The 16,942-nt window shown below is 39.0% G+C and carries 20 protein-coding genes and 2 pseudogenes; 14 read left to right on the top strand and 8 right to left on the bottom strand.

Going from position 1 to position 16,942, the window contains the following annotated elements; all coding sequences use genetic code 11:
- Positions 1 to 22: 22 nt before the first annotated feature.
- The 8 genes from KTB61_RS12295 to KTB61_RS12260 form a co-directional block, all read right to left on the bottom strand.
- On the bottom strand, positions 23 to 346 hold the full coding sequence (locus tag KTB61_RS12295) for a helix-turn-helix domain-containing protein (RefSeq protein WP_216697628.1): 324 nt from the start codon (positions 344 to 346) through the stop codon (positions 23 to 25).
- A gap of 172 nt (positions 347 to 518) precedes the next feature.
- Positions 519 to 947, bottom strand: coding sequence for a hypothetical protein (locus KTB61_RS12290; RefSeq protein ID WP_216697627.1), 429 nt, complete (start codon positions 945 to 947; stop codon positions 519 to 521).
- Positions 948 to 1,096: 149 nt separating this feature from the next.
- A complete protein-coding gene (locus KTB61_RS12285; RefSeq protein WP_216697626.1) occupies positions 1,097 to 1,393 on the bottom strand; it encodes a hypothetical protein in 297 nt (98 codons plus the stop codon).
- Positions 1,394 to 1,408: 15 nt separating this feature from the next.
- On the bottom strand, positions 1,409 to 2,374 hold the full coding sequence (locus tag KTB61_RS12280; RefSeq protein WP_216697625.1) for a DUF6017 domain-containing protein: 966 nt from the start codon (positions 2,372 to 2,374) through the stop codon (positions 1,409 to 1,411).
- A gap of 64 nt (positions 2,375 to 2,438) precedes the next feature.
- Positions 2,439 to 2,798 carry a replication initiator protein A gene (locus tag KTB61_RS12275; protein WP_216697624.1) on the bottom strand — a complete coding sequence of 120 codons (360 nt, stop codon included), beginning with the start codon at positions 2,796 to 2,798 and terminating at the stop codon, positions 2,439 to 2,441.
- The gene (locus tag KTB61_RS12270) at positions 2,788 to 3,699 is read right to left on the bottom strand and encodes a ParB/RepB/Spo0J family partition protein (RefSeq protein ID WP_216697623.1); all 912 of its coding nucleotides are present in this window, start codon (positions 3,697 to 3,699) and stop codon (positions 2,788 to 2,790) included. Before KTB61_RS12270 ends, KTB61_RS12275 begins: the two co-directional genes overlap by 11 nt.
- Positions 3,689 to 4,474, bottom strand: coding sequence for a ParA family protein (locus tag KTB61_RS12265; protein ID WP_216697622.1), 786 nt, complete (start codon positions 4,472 to 4,474; stop codon positions 3,689 to 3,691). Before KTB61_RS12265 ends, KTB61_RS12270 begins: the two co-directional genes overlap by 11 nt.
- A gap of 15 nt (positions 4,475 to 4,489) precedes the next feature.
- Positions 4,490 to 5,365, bottom strand: a complete 876-nt coding sequence (locus KTB61_RS12260; RefSeq protein WP_216697621.1) for a ParB/RepB/Spo0J family partition protein — start codon at positions 5,363 to 5,365, stop codon at positions 4,490 to 4,492.
- Positions 5,366 to 6,123: 758 nt separating this feature from the next.
- Between KTB61_RS12260 and KTB61_RS12255 the strand changes: the two genes are divergently transcribed.
- From KTB61_RS12255 to KTB61_RS12190, 14 genes and pseudogenes are all read left to right on the top strand, one after another.
- Positions 6,124 to 9,168 carry an SrtB-anchored collagen-binding adhesin gene (locus KTB61_RS12255; RefSeq protein ID WP_021401955.1) on the top strand — a complete coding sequence of 1,015 codons (3,045 nt, stop codon included), beginning with the start codon at positions 6,124 to 6,126 and terminating at the stop codon, positions 9,166 to 9,168.
- Positions 9,169 to 9,400: 232 nt separating this feature from the next.
- Complete coding sequence (locus KTB61_RS12250; protein WP_003417601.1) at positions 9,401 to 9,727, top strand: YdcP family protein; 327 nt, start codon at positions 9,401 to 9,403, stop codon at positions 9,725 to 9,727.
- Between the two features lie 15 nt (positions 9,728 to 9,742).
- Positions 9,743 to 10,126, top strand: a complete 384-nt coding sequence (locus tag KTB61_RS12245; protein WP_003423022.1) for a YdcP family protein — start codon at positions 9,743 to 9,745, stop codon at positions 10,124 to 10,126.
- A 167-nt stretch (positions 10,127 to 10,293) separates the two neighbouring features.
- Positions 10,294 to 10,701 (top strand): helix-turn-helix domain-containing protein, encoded by a 408-nt coding sequence (locus KTB61_RS12240; protein WP_003423032.1) that lies wholly within the window; start codon positions 10,294 to 10,296, stop codon positions 10,699 to 10,701.
- A 15-nt stretch (positions 10,702 to 10,716) separates the two neighbouring features.
- Entirely contained in the window at positions 10,717 to 11,043 is a 327-nt protein-coding gene (locus KTB61_RS12235) for a hypothetical protein (RefSeq protein WP_003423033.1), read from the top strand.
- A 100-nt stretch (positions 11,044 to 11,143) separates the two neighbouring features.
- Complete coding sequence (locus KTB61_RS12230) at positions 11,144 to 12,538, top strand: FtsK/SpoIIIE domain-containing protein (RefSeq protein ID WP_003423037.1); 1,395 nt, start codon at positions 11,144 to 11,146, stop codon at positions 12,536 to 12,538.
- 183 nt (positions 12,539 to 12,721) lie between these two features.
- A complete protein-coding gene (gene mobT, locus KTB61_RS12225; protein ID WP_003423038.1) occupies positions 12,722 to 13,918 on the top strand; it encodes a MobT family relaxase in 1,197 nt (398 codons plus the stop codon).
- A gap of 33 nt (positions 13,919 to 13,951) precedes the next feature.
- Positions 13,952 to 14,065: pseudogene (locus KTB61_RS12220) on the top strand (DUF3789 domain-containing protein); the annotation flags it as partial.
- A complete protein-coding gene (locus KTB61_RS12215) occupies positions 14,066 to 14,287 on the top strand; it encodes a hypothetical protein (RefSeq protein ID WP_002323342.1) in 222 nt (73 codons plus the stop codon).
- A gap of 203 nt (positions 14,288 to 14,490) precedes the next feature.
- Positions 14,491 to 15,267 (top strand): helix-turn-helix domain-containing protein, encoded by a 777-nt coding sequence (locus KTB61_RS12210; protein ID WP_003423043.1) that lies wholly within the window; start codon positions 14,491 to 14,493, stop codon positions 15,265 to 15,267.
- Positions 15,268 to 15,351: 84 nt separating this feature from the next.
- Positions 15,352 to 15,648: a hypothetical protein gene (locus tag KTB61_RS12205; protein WP_003423044.1), complete on the top strand. Its 297-nt coding sequence runs from the start codon at positions 15,352 to 15,354 to the stop codon at positions 15,646 to 15,648.
- On the top strand, positions 15,567 to 16,070 hold the full coding sequence (locus KTB61_RS12200; RefSeq protein ID WP_003423046.1) for an antirestriction protein ArdA: 504 nt from the start codon (positions 15,567 to 15,569) through the stop codon (positions 16,068 to 16,070). The genes KTB61_RS12205 and KTB61_RS12200 overlap by 82 nt, the downstream gene beginning before the upstream one ends.
- Before the next feature lie 17 nt (positions 16,071 to 16,087).
- Positions 16,088 to 16,591: an antirestriction protein ArdA gene (locus KTB61_RS12195; protein ID WP_003423048.1), complete on the top strand. Its 504-nt coding sequence runs from the start codon at positions 16,088 to 16,090 to the stop codon at positions 16,589 to 16,591.
- Positions 16,592 to 16,708: 117 nt separating this feature from the next.
- Positions 16,709 to 16,810: pseudogene (locus tag KTB61_RS12190) on the top strand (TcpE family conjugal transfer membrane protein); the annotation flags it as partial.
- Between the last annotated feature and the right edge of the window lie 132 nt (positions 16,811 to 16,942).

The following is a 16,942-nucleotide window of genomic DNA, read 5'->3' as shown; positions in this document are numbered from 1 at the left end:
CATTTCTTAAGCACAGCTGTCCTTATTTTCTAATGACACCCTGTATATATGCTTTAACCAACTCTTTTTGATGATCATCCATTGCATTCCAGTCAGAAAGCAGCTGTTTTTGATCAGATGTTAAATCAGGATATTCTTCATCCTCCGTAAAAAATTGAGCGAGAGTAATATCTAATCCATCACATATTTTCTCAAGAGTTTGAATCGTTGGAACGCTCTTTCTGTTTAACAATGTAGAAATAGATGACTGTGCGATTCCAGATTTCTGAGCTAGTCTGTATCTGCTGATATTTTTCTTTTCACACAACTGCTCAATCTTAGCAATAATATAGTTCTCAGCTTGCAAGTATTCTACACCTCTTTTCCGATATGATACCTTTATTTTACTGAGAAACAAGGTAACTTATCAGATTATATATACCGATGCATAATACTTAGGTATTGCGATATATACAGTCAAAAAAAATAAGGAACAATATCAGTATATCATATTTATTTCTTAACTTACACCAGTTTTATTATGATGGTTTGATATTATTATCATCAGGCTTATCGATATATTCCTCAAATAGATAATAAAGGGCGACAACGAACTGTTCTGCGTCTCTTTTTTCATCTACCATCTGTTCCAGAGTCCATCCTTCGATAAATTTACATCTATACACCCAACATGCCAGATCACATGCCTCCACAATAATATCATTAATAATCTTTCCCATGACCTTATCAAAATCATTGATTTCTTCCTGTGGCAGATTTTGAAGTAATTCAAGTGGTGGAAGTATTCTGCTTGCTTTATCTTTTTTTATCTCATTCATAATAGTTAAAACATGTTCTCTCTCTTCATCTGACAGCCTTACATATTCCCACAGTGCCATGATCACTCTTAAATCGGTGTCTCTTTTTAATGGTGGCAACTGAATATATTCATTTTCCATTTTGTTCATTAGTTTCCCTCCTGAAAATCTATTTTATGAAAAAACTCTTTTGACATATTTTCGCACGAAAGCATCATTTTTATATTTTACCATTCATCGCTTTTTCGATAAAGTAAATGCCTCCTTATTTGAACCCGGTCATTTTTGACCGCCTTCAATTATGATAGTACAAACTTACTTAATCTGCTAATTCCTGATTCCAGTATTATTTCCAAAAATATTCCGGCAGCTAAGATAGATATCCCAATACATGAAATAATTACCAGTAAACCGATCTGTAACCAATCCTGATAGAAAATGACTGTAAGAATCACCAGGGCACCGATCAAAAGACCGAACAGCGCCCTTGCAAAGTTATAAATTCCAACACATACTTTGACGATTCCCAGAAGAAACGCGAATACTACGATCGCTGGTAATACGCATACTTTCCCGATTAATTTTAAAACGAACATAGTCAGCTCTCCTTTTTATTTTGCTGCTGCATATTGTGGAAAATCATGATTAACTTCTGCTCTGTAATAACTTTCTATCGTGGTTGGAGCATTAAAGAGTGAAGCCAATATGTATTTCTTAATATTTCGTACCTTTGTCGTGTTTGATCGCAGCATATCTAAAACGTATTGAATATGATGATAATTAAGCTTCATGAACTTACCCTTCACTAAAGATGCCGGATACCAGTTACTTGCGATAAGGATCTTTTCACTACTGGTCATCATGGTCTCCACAATCAACGCATAGATACCTTCAATGGTTTCTTTCTCTGTTGGATAGGTTATGAGTAGATATTCATATTCGATATTCTCTTTGATCAGAGATTGATATGCCTTAAGCTCTGATTCCTCATCACATCGCTTATCGTCACCAGATATGATTCGATTAGAATCATCAGTCTGATTATTATTTGTTTTATTATTATAAGTATTATTATGGTCCATATTTTGTACTCCTAGAAGTTGATTTTTTGGACTTTTAGAAGTCCTTATTTTGGACTTCTTGAAGTTTAAATTTTGGACTTCTGAAATTGTATCAGCATTCGATTGCTGCGAGATCATTTCCTGCGGAATAAGAAAATTCTTTACATACATAATCGTATTATTTCCTTGCCCCAGACGACGTTTTTCTATCAGCCCGATTCCTTTATCTGTGTCCAGTTCTTGAAGTGATTTTATTGCTTTATTTCGACTACAATTCAATAATTCTGTGATTTCTTCAATACCGCATACGATATAAGCTCTGTTTTCTTCGTCATACCACTTATTTTTCTGAGAAAGACTCATTCGATCTAATAATAATCCATACAGAATCTTGGCATCATTCGATAGTCCTCGGAAAATCTCATGCGTAATCAGAAGCTTTGGTATTTTGAAGAAACTGAATTGCTCAGATTCATCACCATAATAATAACGAAACTGTAGCTTCTGTTGTTCCATGCGAAGCTCCTCCCTTCCTGAATTTGCACCTCTAGGGGTGTCGATTTTTAAACTTCTGAAATGCTTATGCCGGTTGTGAAACAACGAAGTTTTTCACATACAAATGATTCGGTAATCCAAAACCTTTTACCTTTTTCTTTACTAATCCAACTGTTTCAAGTTCTTTCAGGTATTCGATTGCCTTTTTCTTTGAAACATTCAGATCCTCTTGCATTTCGGAAATCGGATAAACTACATAAACTCTGTTATCATTATCAATCCATTGATTCCTTACGGACATTCCCATTCGATCTAAGAGTAATCCGTAAAGAAGCTTTGCCTGCAGGGATAAATCTCGAAATTCATCCCCGAACATCAGGCTCTTTGGAATCCTGTAGAAGCTATATTGATCAGCTGATAAGCCATAAATATAATCAAAAGCCATTCTCTGCACCTCCTTGTTTTTTCCAGTTGGTAAGAAGTTCCACGATTACTTTTTCCATTTCTGCAGATGTATAATGTGGTGGAAAGTATTGAGATAATTTCTTTTCTGAAAGAGTTACCTTCTTTTTTGGAATTCTTCCGATCGCATTCTCATTTAAAATATCGATCAGCTGTCTTTGTGTAATTGCTCCATTTAACAATTCTTGACGAAGAATGACTATCTGGTTCTGTTTTACATTTCCATTCTCATGGATGTATTCACATATCCATTGTTGGATTTCCTTGTCAATGTAGGAGATTTCGACACCGGCAGTGAACTGCAATCTTTTTGAATCAACCATATCCAGTAATTCGGGAATCAGTTCTGTGAGATGGATATATCTTTTTACTTGTGTGCCTGAAATACCATTATCTTTCCCTATGGACCAAGCTGCCAACTTTGGACCATTATGGTCCGAAGTTAAATCTTGTCTTGCTCCTTGTCGTCTTAATGCATCCATTTTCATTTTATATGCAAATGCTTTCTCGCTAGGAAGTAATTCTTCTCGTTGGATATTAGAATCTACCATATATACAATGGCTTCATCATCTGACATTTCCCTTACAATGGCAGGTATCATAGTTAATCCAACAATCTTTGCAGCATGCATCCTTCTGTGACCGGAGATCATTTCATAACTGTCTTCGCCATCTGGACGTACCAAAACAGGAGATAAGATACCATTAACTCGAATACTTTCAACCAAATCCGACATTTTCTCATCATCCAATACTTTAAATGGATGATTTTTAAACACATGGATCCTATCAATATCTATCTCTGTCGATGACTCAGTAGCAGGAACTCCCAATAATTCTTCTACAGTCGTTAATTTCAATTTCTGTCCAGTTCTAGTTTTCATGAGATAAAACCTCCTCTGTCAATTTCTTATATGCTTCGGCAACCTTTCCTTTTGGCTCATGGATGTAAATACTTACTCCTTCTAAACTGCATTCTGCAGCTTTGACCGAAAATGGAATGTACGTGCTAAATACACCTATTGTTGCTTCATAACCTTCACGTAATTTTTGTGTGATATCCTTGGCATAATTGGTTCTGTAATCCACCATCGTAAGAACTATGCCCTCAATCTTTAACTTCTTATTGAGACGTTTCTTTACCATGGAGATGGTTTTGATCAGCTGACACAATCCCTTTACTGGAAGATAGGCTGCCGGAACCGGAATCAATACAGAAGTAGCAGCTACCAAAGCATTGATTGTTGTCATACCCAAGGATGGCATACAGTCAATGATGATGTATCCGTACTGATCTTTGATCTGCTCAATATATTCTTTCAGGATGTTTTCCCGGCTCATTACATTCGCAAGAAGAACTTCCAAACCGGATAACTCGATATTGCCTGGTATCAGATCAATTCCTTCCTGATGATGAATGATCCCATATCCCGGTTCAATTGGTTCATCGTTAATGATCTTCATCATTACAGATGCAAGAGTATCACTCATATCATCAGGTTCTTCATATCCTAAACTGGCTGTAAGGTTTCCCTGCGGATCATTATCAATTAACAAAACTTTCTTACCTGCTCTGGCAAGTCCTATTCCCAGATTTAATGATACGCTTGTTTTTGCACATCCACCTTTTTGCATTGCAACTGCGATTACTTTACACATAAAATACAATCCTCCTTATAAATCCCAATATTTATCCATCCATATTTTCAGGATATCGATGATTTCACGTTTCATTTTTTCCACGGTATAATCTTTTGGAAAATACTTCTTTAGCTGTTCAGTCTTAAATGTCACCCTTGAAATATCTTCCCTTTTTATTTCACAAAGAATGTCTTTTAGATCATCCTCTGTTAGTTCATTGCTTTGACTTAACTTTTTGATTCTCTGTGCCTGAGATAGTGATGGTGTTGCCTGTGCATAGTCCATTGCTTCGAGAAACCATTTCTGTTCTTCTTCTTTTAGAAAGGCAATCTCAACTGCAGCACTAATTGATAATTGATCATCATCTAGCTTGGTAAGCAATTCCGGAATAAGCTCCGTAAGTTTTAGATATCTTTGTATCTGCTTTGTGCTTTCTCCAAATTCCTCAGCCAGTATTTCAACAGTTCTTTTTCCTTTTGTTTTGTGGACGACTCGTCCACGAACATTGGTATTTCCTTTCTTTTTCATCACATCGTATCTCATCTTATAAGCATGAGCCTTTTCACTGGGGCTGATATATTCTCTTTGAAGATTCGAATCAACCATGGCTACAATAGCTTCATCATTTTTCATGACTTTGATGATGACCGGAACCTTGGTATATCCAAGCTGCTTTGCTACAAACTTTCTCCTGTGACCAGAGATAATTTCGTAATAGCCTTCTGGAACAGGTCTTACAATCAAAGGATTGAGTATTCCATATCTCTCAATACTTTCTTTCAATTCCACCATGCTCATGTCAGCAGTTACTTTAAATGGATGGTTCTTGAAATCCCTTAGCCGATTGATATCCAGTTCCAGTACCTGATCTCCCTCTGTAGATCCAATGTTCATTTTTCCTTCTGACATCTGTAACTCCTTTCTTTTGCGAACGACAAAAAAGCCCGTTCAGTCCAAATCATTCTCGATAAAGATTGATTCGAACCAAACGAGCTTGTCGATCGTTGGTGGTGGCAGTGCCATCAAAATGAAATTGTTTCCTGCTAACAGCTGGTGGCAGAAATTATGCTTTCTCTTTCTTTATTTCTACAAAAGCTAATATTTACTCTGATTGACAGACCTGATAATCACTTTCCACAAGGCTCTTCCCATTTGGTGGCAATTACCCTTTCAAAACGTTGGTGGCATTTCGATATATTTGGTGGCATTTGACAAGATTTCTGCCATCAATTGGTGGCAATTATCATGAGATATTTGCCTTTCTGCTAACAAAAGGCGGACGCACGTGAGTCAATCAAAACCACTGCATTTCCGCCTTTGTCTAGCGTCTCCGGGAGGATTTGAACCTCTGACCCCTCGCTTAGGAGTTCTCTGCGAACCGTGGTAGCTAGAAGTTCGATTATCCTCTTGGGAGCGTTTAATGCCGTAAATTAAAGCATAAGTGCTTGTTATGTTTAATTGTTGATACTCTCTGGTGTACCCTCATACACCGTAGAGTGTTAGCAGGTTGTTAGCAACAAAGGCTAATTTAAAGCTTTAATTTATCAGAAAACATTACAAACAAACTATAAATCATTTATCACTAGAAATCAAGATACTCGTATGTTATAGACGTTCAGAAATGAGCGTCTATTTTTATACCAAAAATGAAAGGAGTATTAAAATTTATGAAAAAGACATTGAAACGATTGTGTACGGGCTTCTTAGCTCTTGCAACTATCGTTACTGCTTTACCGACTACACCCGTTCATGCAGAAAGTAAGCAATACTGGACAGAAAGTGCAGAGCGTGTCGGTATCATTGAAAAAGTAATGAATGACGGTTCTATCGGCTCGACATTCAATGAGGGCATGATGAAAGTTGAGGGCAAAACAGCCTATTGTATCGACATTAACACAGATTTTAGGAATGGCTACAAGACCAGAGCTGACGCAAGCTCACGCATGAATGCCAACCAGATTTCAGATGTGGCGTTATCCTTAGAGTATGTCAAACAGTATGGCGAAGCTCACAAGGAACTGAACTACAAGCAAGTCTATCTGTTGGAACAATGTGTAGTCTGGCAGAGATTGAGCGTACATCTTGGCTGGCAATGCGATAACGTGCGAGCTTCTTATGATGAAATTCCAAAGGCAACGCAGGACGAAGTTTTCTCTGGTGCAAGAACCTTTGTCAAAGAAAATAAAGGACGCTATGAATGTGGCGGTTATATCTACTCTGGCGAGGGGCAGGAATTGGGGCAATTCTGGGCGAAGCTGAATGTTGGAAATGCGAAACTTAAAAAGACTTCCAGTAATGCCAGCATTACAGACGGTAACGGGAATTACTCAATCGCTGGTGCGACCTATGGTGTCTTTACTGATAAGGACTGCACGAAACAGCTTGCCACCCTTACGACTGATGAAAACGGAAATACAGATGTTGCAGAGGTAAAAGCAGGCACAGTCTATATCAAGGAATTATCCGCACCAGCAGGATATAAAGTAGATAAAACTGTATATTCCTTAAAGATTGAAGCTGGAAAGACGGCGACTTTGAACGTATCTGATACGCCAAAAGTAACGGACACTTTGATTGAGCTTTTCAAGATAGATATGGAAACAAAGAAAGACAATCCGCAAGGGAACGCTTCTTTAGCAGGTGCGGAATTTACATGGAAGTATTATGCTGGCTTCTATAACAAAGACAATCTCCCTGCCGAAGCTACTCGAACATGGGTTACAAAGACAATCGCTGAAACAGACAGCTACGGGACAACTCATTACATCACAAAATTAGCGGACGCATACAAGGTGTCTGGCGACAGCTTCTATATGCAAGACGGAAAAGCCGTTCTTCCACTTGGGACACTAACCATAGAAGAAACAAAAGCTCCAAACGGCTACTTGTTAGAGGGTGCATATATGCAGGCTGGCGATAAGTCCGAACAGATAAAGGGCTTATATGTAACACAGATTACCGAGGACGACGACCTTGCCGTATTATCTGGAAGTAACCAGTTTTCCGTATCAGACAAGGTTATCCGTGGCGGTGTGAAAATTCAGAAGCGAGATTTAGAAACGGGCGATATGAAGCCACAAGGAAGTGCAACCTTGAAAGATACTGCTTTTGACATCATTTCCTTAAATGATAATTCTGTTTTGGTTGAGGGCAAGCTATACAAGAAAAATGAAGTGGTAAAGACAATTCGTACCGATATTGAGGGTGTCGCTTCTACTTCTGCTGACCTCTTACCTTATGGAAAATTCCGTATTGTTGAGAGTGAAGCTCCCGACGGTTACTTAACTGACGGTGCAAAGCCGATTGATTTTACAATCACAGAAAATGGAAAAATCGTGGACTTAACCGACAAAGCCCATTCTATCTATAATCAGATTAAGCGTGGAGATATTGAGGGTGTAAAAATCGGTGCAGGCACACACAAGCGTCTTGCTGATGTTCCCTTTAGGATCACAAGCAAGACGACAGGAGAAAGTCATATCGTGGTAACTGACAATAACGGGCAGTTCTCCACTTCTGCTGACTGGGCTTCTCATAAGCACAATACCAACGCAGGCAAGACCAGCGAGGACGGTGTGTGGTTTGGAACTTCTGAACCAGACGACAGCAAAGGTGCGTTACCTTACGATACTTACGTCATTGAGGAATTACGCTCTGAAAGCAACAAAGGCTTTGAACTTATCCCACCTTTTGAAATCGTGGTATCAAGAAATAATCTTTTGATTGATTTAGGAACGCTGACTGATGAATACGAAAAAGAAATCTCTATCCATACCACAGCGACCAGCAAGGACGGCGAAAAGACTATCCTTGCAGGAAAAGAGATTACGATTGTTGATACTGTCAAATTAGACGGACTTACAAAAGGCACAAAATATCAGCTCAAAGGCTGGCAGATGTTAAAAGAGGAAAACGCCGAGCTTATCATTGACGGGAAACGTGCAGAAAATGATTATACCTTTGTCGCTGATGAGGAAGAAATGAAAGTGGAAATTGCCTATACATTCAATGCGTCTGCTTTAGGTGGCAAGAACCTTGTTACCTTTGAAGAATTGTATGATTTGAGCAATCCAGACGAACCCGTGAAAGTTGCGGAACACAAAGACATTGAGGACGACGGGCAGACCGTTTTAATCACAGAGCGTATCATCAAAATTCATACGACTGCTACGAATAAGGACGGCAACAAAGAGCTTGAAGCTGGAAAAAACGTTACAATCATTGATACCGTAACCTTAGAGGGCTTAGAAGTTGGTACACAGTACAAACTTGTGGGCTGGCAGATGTTGAAAGAAGAAAATGCAGAACTTCTTATCAATGGAAAATGTGTGGAAAATGATTATACGTTTACTGCTGACAGCGAAACTATGAAAGTGGAAGTTGCTTTTACGTTTGACGCTACTTCTCTTGACGGTAAACAGCTTGTAACTTTTGAAGAATTGTACGATTTAAGCAATCCAGACGAGCCGAAGAAAGTTACCGAGCATAAGGATATTGAGGATAAGGGACAGACGATTACCTTTAAGGAAAAGCCAGAAGAACCAGAGAAACCCGAAACACCACAGATACCAGAAAAGCCGAGCAGACCGAGCGACAGTCCCAAAACGGGCGACAGTACAAATGTAATGGCATTTCTTGTGATGTTGCTTGCGTCTGCTGGTGGACTGGCTGGAACATATCTTTACAAACGCCGTAAAATGAAGAAATCATAAGGCGGTAACGGTATGATGAAAGAAAAATCACGCTCTCCGCCGAAGCTGTCAAACGGCAGACTTTTGCTTATTCTGGCTTGTCTGCCACCAACCTGCAAGAACACGGATAGTCAAGGGTGCGAAGCATTGATTTTACCCTTTACTATCTGGGGGATTGCTGGTACTTCCCAAACCGCCAGAATAAGAAATTACAATCAATTTATCAAAATAGAAAGAAACGAGGTAAAACATTATGGAAATGAAATATGTCGTGCCAGATATGGCACAGTCTTTTGGAACTCTTGAATTTGCAGGAGAAAGCGAGCCTATCTTTGAAAGAGATAAAAATAACCGCAGGGTCTTAGCCAGACGAAGCTATAACCTTTATTCTGACGTACAGAAAGGCGAAAATGTTGTAGTGGAAATTCCCGTGCAGGCTGGCGAAAAGAAGTTCAAGTATGAACAGAAAGTAAAACTTGTCAATCCGAAGTTGTACGGCAGAGGTTACGCAATCGGGGATATGGGACATACCGATTATGTATTAGTTGCTGATGATATTGTAGCAGTTGAAGAAAAGTAAAGGAGTGAAGAATTTATGAGATTATCAAACGGGTTTGTTATTGACAAAGAGAAAACATTTGGCGAATTAAAATTTACAGCGGTGCGTGATGTGTTTATGCAGAATGAGGACGGGACACCGAGTACCCAGCTTAAAAAGCGTATCTATGACTTGAAATGTAGTCTGCATGGTGGAATTATCCCCGTGTCCGTACCGCCAGAAGTGCCGTTAAGGGAATTTCCGTACAATGCAGTTGTAGAGCTTGTCAATCCCGTAGCCGATACGGTATCAAGAAAGACGTTTGGTGGTGCAGATGTGGACTGGTATGTAAAGGCAGAGGATATTGTGTTGAAGAATAAAGGCAATCAGAACGCAGGCAATCCACAGAACCATGTACCGCAGGGACAGACGAAAAAATAAATCTAGGTCATAGATTATACTCTGAAATTACAGTATAATGAGCCAAAAGAGCCGTATTTAAGCTATGTAAAATAATTTTGACAAGGAAAAAAAGGATTTGTCGAAGATATTGGATAGACATTTGAGGGTTAATATATGACAATGACACCGAAAGGAGCAATCGGAATATGGAAATAGGTAAGAAACTTAAAAATGCACGAGTACAGTCTGGAATGACACAAGAAAATGTTGCAGAAAAAATCAATGTATCAAGGCAGACAATTTCAAACTGGGAAAATGAAAAATCTTACCCAGACATTATCAATGTAATAGAGTTGAGCAACCTATATTCTATAAGTCTTGACGAATTGCTAAAGGGTGATGAAAAAATGATTGAACATTTAGAAGAAAGTACAAATGTTGTAAAAAGCAACCAAAAAATGATATGGGCAATTATTGTAAATATCATTGTCGTAGCATTGCTGATAGCATTAAATATGTTTATACCAGATAACCGTTATTTCTTAGTTGGAATATTTTGTCTTATGGTTATCACTTCATCAGCATTACTTTACCAGATAATCAAAAAATTTTAAGGAGGATATTTTGTTATGAATTTGAACATAGTTTTAGCGGTAATTTGTGGAGCAGTTGCACTTGTAGGAGCGTTTTGTGTTGTGTTTCAGATTTATCATATGACTGTTATAGACGCAACAGCCAGAGGATTAAAGCACCCTAAATTTTGGGGAGTATTTACAATGAGTGGGAATAATTCAAGTGGTTTGCTTATGTATCTAATCGGAAGAAGAAAATACCCTATTGTAAATATGAGTGAAAGCAACTCAAAAGAATTAGAAAAACGTAAAAAATCAGCAGGTATTGGACTGTTATTTTTGGCTATTGGTGTAATTGGCATTATATGTGCGACCTTAATATAACTAAAAATGCAGATTTATGATTATATCTTGCAACATTTACAAAGCAGTTAGTCTATATGATTGACTGCTTTTTTCGTACCCAGAAAGGAGTGAATGATTTATGCGTAAGATTTGGAATAGAGGACACCGTATCAGAGCCAGCGACAAGCACCTTGTCTACCATTTTTCCATAGGGACGCTTCTGTTTTTATTCGTGGCGGTTCTCCTGCTACTGAATATCAAACAGCTCATGCGTACCGACTGGGAGCATTTCAGCTTGTTAGAGAACGGCTTGACGCTTTCCCCTTACAACTTCATAACCATACTGATAGCGACTGGTGTTTGTGCATTGGTCGCTTTTCTGTATTACCGCTTCTGTTACGACAGTTTCAAGAAGCTCCTGCACCGTCAAAAGCTGGCGAGAATGATACTGGAAAATAAGTGGTATGAAGCCGATACCGTACAAGACAGCGGTTTTTTTACTGACCTGCAAAGCAGATCAAGGGAAAAAATCGTCTGGTTTCCAAAGATTTATTATCAAATGGAAAAGGGACTGCTTCATATCCGCTGTGAAATTACGCTGGGAAAATATCAAGACCAGCTTTTACGGTTAGAGGATAAATTGGAAAGTGGATTATATTGTGAGCTGACCGACAAGACCTTACATGACGGTTATATCGAATATACCCTGCTTTATGATATGATAGCGAACCGCATTACTATTGATGAAGTACGGGCAGAAAATGGCTGTCTTAAATTGATGAAAAATCTTGTCTGGGAATATGACGCACTCCCTCACGCTCTGATTGCTGGTGGGACTGGTGGCGGTAAAACCTATTTTCTGCTGACGCTCATTGAAGCCTTACTGCATACCAACGCTGTCCTTTACATCTTAGACCCGAAAAATGCGGACTTAGCAGACTTAGGGACAGTTATGGAAAATGTGTATCACACCAAAGAAAAAATGATTGATTGCGTCAATGCCTTTTATGAGGGTATGGTACAGCGAAGTGAGGAAATGAAGCGACACCCGAACTATAAGACGGGCGAAAACTACGCTTATCTGGGACTGCCACCCTGCTTTCTTATCTTTGATGAATATGTGGCGTTTTTTGAAATGCTGGGGACAAAAGAAAGCGTGGGCTTACTTAGCCAGTTAAAGAAAATCGTTATGTTAGGACGGCAAGCAGGATATTTCCTTATCGTTGCCTGCCAGCGTCCAGACGCAAAGTATTTCTCGGACGGTATCAGAGATAACTTCAATTTCCGCGTGGGACTTGGGCGTATCAGCGAATTAGGTTACGGTATGCTGTTTGGTTCAGATGTGAAAAAGCAGTTTTTCCAGAAGCGTATCAAGGGGCGTGGCTATTGTGATGTGGGAACAAGCGTTATCAGCGAATTTTACACGCCTTTAGTCCCGAAAGGACATGACTTTTTGCAGACTATCGGCTCTCTTGCACAAGCAAGGCAGGACGGGACGGCGACGTGCGAAGCGAAAGGCGACGGCACGGACTAGCCGTTGCTGGTGTGGCGTAAGCCACGCCAGCAGGTAAAACCCCTCGGTATCTAACAGAGGGGTACGTTTGCAAATAGACAATAGACGAAAAACATAGGAAACATAAGGCTTCTGGCATGATTTCCCAGTAAAAATCGGCTGTGAAGTCGCCTTAAAAAACTTCACACTTGACAGATTGGGGGTATGGTTCTGAATGAAGAACAATGGATAAAAGAATTACGGGAGAAACGGATTGCTTACGGTATCTCACAAGGCAGGCTGGCGGTGGCTTCTGGTATCACAAGGGAATATCTCAACAAGATAGAAAGCGGAAAAATGAAGCCGTCAAAGGAACTTCTGGAAACTCTGCATAAAGAACTGGCAAGGTTCAATCCAGAAGCACCGCTTACCATGCTGTTTGATTATGTGAAAATTCGTTTTCCCACGCTGGATATACAGCACATCATCAAAGATATATTAAAACTGAATATCAACTATATGCTCCATGAAGATTACGGACATTACAGTTATACGGAGCATTATTCTTTAGGGGACATCTTTATCTATACGTCGGCTGACGAAGAAAAAGGTGTCCTTTTAGAGTTAAAGGGGCGTGGTTGCCGACAGTTTGAGAGTTACCTGCTGGCACAGCAAAGAAGCTGGTATGACTTTCTCATGGACGCACTCATAGACGGTGGCGTGATGAAGCGTATCGACCTTGCTATCAACGACCATACGGGCATTTTGGATATTCCAGAGCTTGCGGAAAAATGCAGAAAACGGGAATATATCGGAAAGTCCAGAAGTTATAAGTTTTACCAGTCGGGCGAGCTTATCAAGCACAGCGAGGACGACAGAGAATATATGGGACGTACCCTTTATCTTGGTTCGCTGAAATCTGATGTATATTTCTGTATCTATGAAAAGGACTATGAGCAGTATGTCAAGTTAGGGACACCTCTGGAAGAAGCCGATATTATCAACCGTTTTGAGATACGGCTTAGAAATGAACGTGCCTATTATGCAGTACGGGATTTGCTGACGTATTACGACGCAGAGCAGACCGCCTTTTCTATCATCAATCAGTATGTACGGTTTGTTGATGAAGAACCAGACAAGCGGAAAAATGACTGGAAACTCAATGACCGCTGGGCTTGGTTTATCGGCGATAATCGGCAAAGTCTGAAACTGACGACAAAGCCAGAACCTTATACCTTAGATCGTACATTGCGTTGGGTACAAAGGCAGGTAGCACCGACCTTGAAAATGCTGAAAAAGATTGATAAGGGAAACGGTACAGATTACATGGAGACAATCGAACAGCAGGCAAAGCTCACAGAAAAGCATGAAATGATAATCAAACAGCAGACGACCCCTGCAAAAGATTTAGTAGAAATTTAGGAGTGATGAAAAATGTGGGTATTATTAAAAGACTTCCTGCTGGTATCTATGGGAATGGGTATCGGCATAGTCTTGATGTGTATTTTGAATGTCGGCAAAGAAGCTGACTATAAAATGAAACAATTAGAAGAAAGCGAGGACAATTAAATGAATTTCGGACAAAATTTGTATCAATGGTTTTTAAGTAACGCACAGAGCTTAGTGCTTATGGCGATTGTGGTTATCGGTATCTACTTAGGGTTCAAGCGTGAGTTTTCCAAACTTATCGGCTTCTTGGTAGTTGCCTTGATTGCTGTCGGTTTGGTATTCAATGCTGGCGGTGTGAAAGATGTATTGTTAGAGCTGTTCAATAAGATTATCGGTGCATAAAATTTTATTGTGGTACTGATATGCGAATGTTATAATTTGAATGTTGTATTACATAAAACGCTGTACTTACCAGAAAAATCTATGAATTTTGTATATTATACAAGGTTGCAACTTGAAGTTGCTAATGTGCATTTCAAAAAATATAGAATATAACATTATGGCTTGATAAAATTTATTCATCAAATCATAGGAGGTATCACACAATGAGTTTAGGAGAAAAAATCTTCAAGTTAAGAAAAGAAAAAGGAATATCGCAAGAAGCACTAGCTGAACAAATAGGCACTACTAGGCAGGCAATTAGTAAATGGGAAAACAATCAAGGGTTTCCAGAAACAGAAAAGCTTTTACAATTATCAAACATTTTTGAAGTATCTACGGATTATCTTTTGAAAGACGAAAAGAATGTAAAGAATAGTGAAGAACGAGGATATTATGTAAGCAAGGAAATGTCGGTAGGGTTTATCGCTAATCAGAAAAAATTAGGACTTTATCTTGCTTTAGGGGTTATGCTTTGCATTTTTGCTGGAATACCATATACCTTGTTTTTAGATAATATGACTTGGCGTTATTTAGGTATGGCATTTTGCTTTGTGGCAGGAATTATATTTTTTGTCGTAGCAATTTTTTATGAAAAACAAGAATACAACATTTTAAGGCAAGAACCTTTACTACTTGATTATGAATATCTAAAAGAATTGAAAAGCGAATACACTTCAAAAAAGAAAAAATATGTAATAGTTGCTGTTCCTTGTACTGTTCTCTTTATAGCAGGACTAATTTTCTTTCTATTTACTGTGAAAGGCTATATTTCATGGACAGAATATCATTCCTTTGCATTTTTCGGTCTTGCTGTTGGAATGTTGGGTTTTGTATATACAATCAATGTTATGGAAACCTATGAACTATTAGTGAAAAACGAGCAATATTCAACGAGTTTCTTTTTCAAACTAAAAAGAAAGATTAAAAAGAGATTAGGATAAGCTATAATTTAATATTCACACAAAGCAGTTAGTCTTATGATTGACTGCTTTTTTCATACCAAAATTTCAGATTGGAGTGATTACATGAACGATATTTTTAAGGATATGCAGGCAAAAGTCGGCTGTGAATACATTTCTGACCTGCCCTCTTACAAGCGTAAGGTGTGGCGTGAAATGAAACGGCTGAGCCCTGCCGATTATGAAGAAAGACAATTAGAAGATTTTTCAAAGTTTGTGTTTGGTATGCCGTACCAGACCTTAAAAGATGTGATGAAACAACAGAAAGGACGTGAAGAACAATGCAGGAAACAAGGGTGCTGGTGGAAACGAGAGAAACAACTGGCGAAGAAACAACATCATACTGGTTCGACCTGCCGATAGATGTTGCCGAGTTTGAAGAAAAGTTAGGTGTCGGTGCAGAAAGCACGGCGTACCGCATTATCGAAAAGGTGTTGCCTTATGCTGATGAAGTCCACGAACATACAAGCGTGTACCAGCTTAACGAATTAGAGTTTATGTACCGCCAGCTTTCAAGCGATATGCAGGAAGAATATGTATCACTACTTACGGTGTTTGAGAATTTAGAAGCACTTTATATTTGCAGGAACGTGATTACGGTTTATCCCGACTGCAAAAGCATGATAGATGTTGCAAGGCAAAAGCTGATGAATGACTCGACGTTCAAACATTTATCCGAGGACTGTCAAGAATACTACTTTGACTTTGAAGCCTACGCTTCTCACTTGCAGGAACACGGGAAATTCTTAGTAACGGAACACGGTATCTTTGAACTACCAGAGTAGGAAATGAGGTGGTGCTTATGATAGATGATATGGCGGTTTACATTGCTAATCTCGGTAAATACAATGAGGGTTATTTAGTCGGTGCTTGGTTCACGTTCCCCATTGACGAGGAAGATGTAAAAGAAAAAATCGGCTTGAATGAACAGTATGAGGAATACGCTATCCATGATACCGACAACTTCCCCATTGCGATTGGCGAGTATGTTTCCATTGAAGAACTCAATGAGATGTATGAAATGATAGAGGAACTTCCCGACTATATCGTAGAGTGTCTGGACGAATTTATCAGTCACTACGGGACGCTGGAAGAAGTCGTGGAACACAAGGACGATATTTATTATTATCCCGACTGTGAAACCATGACAGATGTTGCCTATTACTACATAGACGAATTGCAGGCACTTGGGGACATTCCACCCAGCTTACAGAACTACATTGATTATGAAGCCTACGGGCGAGATTTGGATATGGGCGGTTGCTTTATTGAAACAAGCCGAGGGATATGCGAGATACCATATTAACGCTGGAAGATCAGCAACGGCATGGTTGCTACTGACAGCGTATTTCTCTTTTAAGGGACAGTCTGAAAATGGCTGTCCTTTTCTCTTTGAAGAACTTACGAAAGGAGCTGAAAGAACTTGAAAAAGATTAAATCTTATACGGGTATCTGGAACGTGGAAAAAGTCTTGTATGCAATCAATGACTTTAACCTGCCTTTTCCCGTTACCTTTACACAGATTACATGTATAAAATGTCAAGACCTAATGTACAAAAAATATTATATAAAAATGTACAATTAGTCTGTTTGTTTTAAGTGGTCTTTTAACCTGTATGACTTTCCTGATATTGGTATTACATGTGCATGATGCAAA

The organism is Anaerostipes faecalis, from assembly GCF_018982945.1.
In the GTDB taxonomy this organism is placed as follows: Bacteria; Bacillota; Clostridia; order Lachnospirales; family Lachnospiraceae; genus Anaerostipes; species Anaerostipes faecalis.
The sequence above is the reverse complement of the archived record's forward strand: the minus strand, read 5'-3'. Positions and strand labels throughout refer to the sequence as shown.

Excerpts from the sequence above, each read along its gene's own strand:
- KTB61_RS12230 (WP_003423037.1), top strand. The coding sequence starts at position 11,144 with ATGCGTAAGATTTGGAATAGAGGACACCGTATCAGAGCCAGCGACAAG.
- KTB61_RS12210 (WP_003423043.1), top strand. The coding sequence starts at position 14,491 with ATGAGTTTAGGAGAAAAAATCTTCAAGTTAAGAAAAGAAAAAGGAATA.
- KTB61_RS12195 (WP_003423048.1), top strand. The coding sequence starts at position 16,088 with ATGATAGATGATATGGCGGTTTACATTGCTAATCTCGGTAAATACAAT.
- KTB61_RS12260 (WP_216697621.1), bottom strand. The coding sequence starts at position 5,365 with ATGTCAGAAGGAAAAATGAACATTGGATCTACAGAGGGAGATCAGGTA.
- KTB61_RS12235 (WP_003423033.1), top strand. The coding sequence starts at position 10,717 with ATGAATTTGAACATAGTTTTAGCGGTAATTTGTGGAGCAGTTGCACTT.
- KTB61_RS12205 (WP_003423044.1), top strand. The coding sequence starts at position 15,352 with ATGAACGATATTTTTAAGGATATGCAGGCAAAAGTCGGCTGTGAATAC.
- KTB61_RS12265 (WP_216697622.1), bottom strand. The coding sequence starts at position 4,474 with ATGTGTAAAGTAATCGCAGTTGCAATGCAAAAAGGTGGATGTGCAAAA.
- KTB61_RS12270 (WP_216697623.1), bottom strand. The coding sequence starts at position 3,699 with ATGAAAACTAGAACTGGACAGAAATTGAAATTAACGACTGTAGAAGAA.
- KTB61_RS12285 (WP_216697626.1), bottom strand. The coding sequence starts at position 1,393 with ATGTTCGTTTTAAAATTAATCGGGAAAGTATGCGTATTACCAGCGATC.
- KTB61_RS12240 (WP_003423032.1), top strand. The coding sequence starts at position 10,294 with ATGGAAATAGGTAAGAAACTTAAAAATGCACGAGTACAGTCTGGAATG.
- KTB61_RS12280 (WP_216697625.1), bottom strand. The coding sequence starts at position 2,374 with ATGGAACAACAGAAGCTACAGTTTCGTTATTATTATGGTGATGAATCT.
- KTB61_RS12250 (WP_003417601.1), top strand. The coding sequence starts at position 9,401 with ATGGAAATGAAATATGTCGTGCCAGATATGGCACAGTCTTTTGGAACT.
- KTB61_RS12275 (WP_216697624.1), bottom strand. The coding sequence starts at position 2,798 with ATGGCTTTTGATTATATTTATGGCTTATCAGCTGATCAATATAGCTTC.
- KTB61_RS12215 (WP_002323342.1), top strand. The coding sequence starts at position 14,066 with ATGAATTTCGGACAAAATTTGTATCAATGGTTTTTAAGTAACGCACAG.
- KTB61_RS12200 (WP_003423046.1), top strand. The coding sequence starts at position 15,567 with ATGCAGGAAACAAGGGTGCTGGTGGAAACGAGAGAAACAACTGGCGAA.
- KTB61_RS12290 (WP_216697627.1), bottom strand. The coding sequence starts at position 947 with ATGAACAAAATGGAAAATGAATATATTCAGTTGCCACCATTAAAAAGA.
- mobT (WP_003423038.1), top strand. The coding sequence starts at position 12,722 with ATGGTTCTGAATGAAGAACAATGGATAAAAGAATTACGGGAGAAACGG.
- KTB61_RS12245 (WP_003423022.1), top strand. The coding sequence starts at position 9,743 with ATGAGATTATCAAACGGGTTTGTTATTGACAAAGAGAAAACATTTGGC.
- KTB61_RS12255 (WP_021401955.1), top strand. The coding sequence starts at position 6,124 with ATGAAAAAGACATTGAAACGATTGTGTACGGGCTTCTTAGCTCTTGCA.